Genomic DNA, 3,179 nt, shown 5'->3' on the forward strand with positions numbered 1-3,179 from the left:
CCTGGACGCCAGCCGCACGCCGTCGCCGGGGTTGTACGCGCACCGTTTCGCGCCGGAACTGGTGCATGCGGTGGATGAACTGTTTGCCGGTGGCCGCGAAGGCCATGCGGCGCTGTTGGCGCGCCTGGAGGGCGAGGCATGAGCCTGCTCAAGGCCTTGAACAACGCCGGTGCCCTGCGCGCGCTGGACCACGCACTGGCGCAGAGCCTGCGCCGGCTGGACCCGGACACACCGGATGCGGTGCTGGCCGCCGCCGCGCTGGCATCGCTGGCGATATCGCAGGGCCATGCCGGCTTCGATCCACGCCAGCCGCAGCGGCTGGTCGACGTGGGCGTGGAGTGGCCGGACCCGGCGCAGTGGAGCGCACAGTTGGCGGCCTCGCCGTGGATCGTGTCGACGGCCGATGCGCGCGAGGCCAGCGCGCAGTCGCTGCTGGTCTGGGAGAACGGCCTGCTCTACCTGCGGCGTTACCGCGAGTACGAGCGGCGCCTGGCGCTGGGGCTGCAACGGATCGGTGGCGTGCGCCCGCCCTTGGCGGCGCTGGGCGGTGTGGCGGCGCTGTTCACGCGGTTGTTCCCGGGCGAGGTGCTGCCGTTGGTGGCAACGCAGGGGGATTTGTTTGGGATGCCCTCACCCCAGCCCTCTCCCGCAGGCGGGAGAGGGCGCCAAGCGCAGCACGTTGAGCGTCAGTCCTCCCTTCTCCCGCAAGCGGGAGAAGGTGCCCGAAGGGCGGATGAGGGCAACAAACCCCTCGCCGGCAACCTCCAGGCCCGTGCCGCCGCCGTCGCCCTGCGCCACAACCTGCTGCTGGTCACCGGTGGCCCGGGCACCGGCAAGACCACCACCATCACCCGCCTGCTGGTGCTGCTGGCCGCGCAGGCCCAGGCCGAAGGCAAGCCGGCGCCGCGCGTGGCCCTGGCCGCCCCGACCGGCCGCGCCGCCGAACGCATGGCCGAAAGCCTGCGCAACGCCCTGCAGGTGTTGCCCGGTGCCGGTGTCGATGCCGCCTTGTGCGAGCAGTTGCCGACCACCGGCACCACCCTGCATCGCCTGCTCGGCGTGATTCCCGATTCGCCGCGTTTCCGCCACCACGCCGACAACCCGCTGCCGTACGAGGTGGTGGTGGTCGACGAGGCCTCGATGATCGACCTGCCGCTGATGACCAAGCTGGTCGAAGCAGTGGCCGACGGCACCCGGCTGGTGCTGCTGGGTGATCCCGACCAGCTGCCATCGGTGGAAGCCGGTGACGTGCTCAGCGCCATCCTGCGCGCTGCCGGCGACGGCCAGCGCATCGCCGCGGCCGATGCGCATGCGCTGCAGCCACTGCTCGGCAGCCTGCCCACCGAGGCCATCGAAACCACCCCGAACGCCTTCGCCGGTGCCCGCGTGCAGCTGCAACGCGGTTATCGCCAGAGCGATGCCCTGCAGCTGGCACCGCTGGCCACCGCGATGCGCGAGGGCGATGCCGCACAGGCGCTGGCACTGCTGCGCGGGAAGACCCTGGCCGGCGTGCACTTCCATGAAGGCGAGGTTGATCCGCTGGCGGCGTGGCGGGGTCCGCTGCAGCAGTACTGGGAGTCCCTGGCCACCGCCAGCAGCCCGGCCGAGGCGCTGGCCCTGACCGGCCGCCTGCGCCTGCTCACCGCGGTGCGCGAAGGCCCGCAGGGCGCGCGTGGCCTCAACGCGCGCATCGAGGAACGCCTGGCGGGCGCGTCCCGCCGCGGCAGTGCCGGGCCGGGTTACTTCCATGGGCGGATGTTGATCATCACCGAGAACAGCTACCGCCACCGTCTGTTCAACGGCGACATCGGCATCTGCCTGAGCGATGGCGGCAGCCGTGGCACCACCGCCTGGTTCCCCGGCGATGATCCGTACTCGCCGCGCGCCTTCCACCCGGCCGCCTTGCCAGCGCACGAGAGTGCCTTCGCGATGACCGTGCACAAGGCGCAGGGCTCGGAGTTCGACCAGGTCTGGTTGCAGCTGCCACGCCGCGACAACCGCGTGCTCAGCCGCGAGCTGCTGTACACCGGCATCACCCGTGCCCGGCATGGGCTGCACCTGTCCGGCAGCGCCGAGGTGATCGAGGCGGCCCTGGCCCGGCATGCCAGCCGCTGGTCGGGCCTAGCGGAGCGGTTGCTGGTCGGAGCTGCTCCAGCGTGATTGACCCGGCCGCATGAACCGCCCCCTCCCTGGCGCCGAAGGCGCAGGGGAGGGCGGGGAGGGGTAAGCTCCCGCCAAGCCATCCCCACCCATCAGGACCGCACGATGAAGAACACATGGACGTGGGCCCTCGCCCTGGCCCTGGCCGGCTGCAACGCCCCGCCGGCCAACGCCCCGCAACCGGCAGCCGCGCCCGCCGCCGCGGGTACTGCCGCCGACCTCGACCAGGCCCGCGCCTTCCTGGCCCACGTCTACGCCACGTACTACCCGGACGTGCCGCTGGAGGACGTGCTGCCCGACGACCAGGTCTACGCCCCGGCGCTGCTGGCGGCGATGGAGGCCAACAGCCAGGCCAATGACGGCGAGGTCGGCTACCTCGACGCCGACCCGCTGTGCCAATGCCAGGACACCGCGCAGGACCTGCGCCAGCTGGCCTTCACCCTCACCCCGCTGGACGGCGGCCGGCTGCGTGCCACCGCCCATCTGGCCGATCCAGTCGCACCGCTGGCACTGGACCTCACCCTCAGCCGTTCGCAGGGCCAGTGGCGCATCGCCGATATCGCCAGCTCGGCCGAACCCAGCCTGCTGAAGGCGCTGGAGCGGGATACCGAAACGGCCCGGCAGCGGCCCTGAGGGCGGCTGAACCTGAACGCAGGCCATGAACAGGGAGGCCCCCGCCCCCGTGAACCCGCCGTGCTGCCCCCTCCGGGGCCCGGCTGGTAGCATGTCCACCCCGTAATCCAAGCGCTGTCTGTAATGACCGATTCCAAGAACCCGCCCGTCACCCAGGCCCAGGCCGAAGACGCCGTGCGCACCCTGCTGCGCTGGGCCGGTGAAGATCCCGCCCGCGAAGGCCTGCTGGATACCCCGCGTCGGGTGGCCGAGGCCTACGGCGACTGGTTCAAGGGCTACCAGGACGACCCGCGCGAGTACCTGGCACGTACCTTCGAGGAAGTGGCCGGCTACGACGAGATGATCGTGCTGCGCGACATCGAGTACGAAAGCCACTGCGAGCACCA

The 3,179-nt window shown here is 71.6% G+C and carries 3 protein-coding genes; all 3 read left to right on the top strand.

Going from position 1 to position 3,179, the window contains the following annotated elements:
* The first annotated feature begins 138 nt into the window (after nucleotides 1–138).
* Nucleotides 139–2,160 (top strand): exodeoxyribonuclease V subunit alpha, encoded by a 2,022-nt coding sequence (gene recD / locus VA603_RS00640; protein ID WP_323437633.1) that lies wholly within the window; start codon nucleotides 139–141, stop codon nucleotides 2,158–2,160.
* Nucleotides 2,161–2,265: 105 nt separating this feature from the next.
* Nucleotides 2,266–2,793, top strand: a complete 528-nt coding sequence (locus VA603_RS00645) for a DUF3828 domain-containing protein (protein ID WP_323437634.1) — start codon at nucleotides 2,266–2,268, stop codon at nucleotides 2,791–2,793.
* A 123-nt stretch (nucleotides 2,794–2,916) separates the two neighbouring features.
* Nucleotides 2,917–3,179: GTP cyclohydrolase I (locus VA603_RS00650; RefSeq protein ID WP_323437635.1), on the top strand; the 263-nt coding region annotated here is incomplete at its 3' end.

Origin of the sequence: Stenotrophomonas capsici (assembly GCF_034961085.1) — a bacterium.
GTDB classification, from domain to species: Bacteria; Pseudomonadota; Gammaproteobacteria; order Xanthomonadales; family Xanthomonadaceae; genus Stenotrophomonas; species Stenotrophomonas capsici.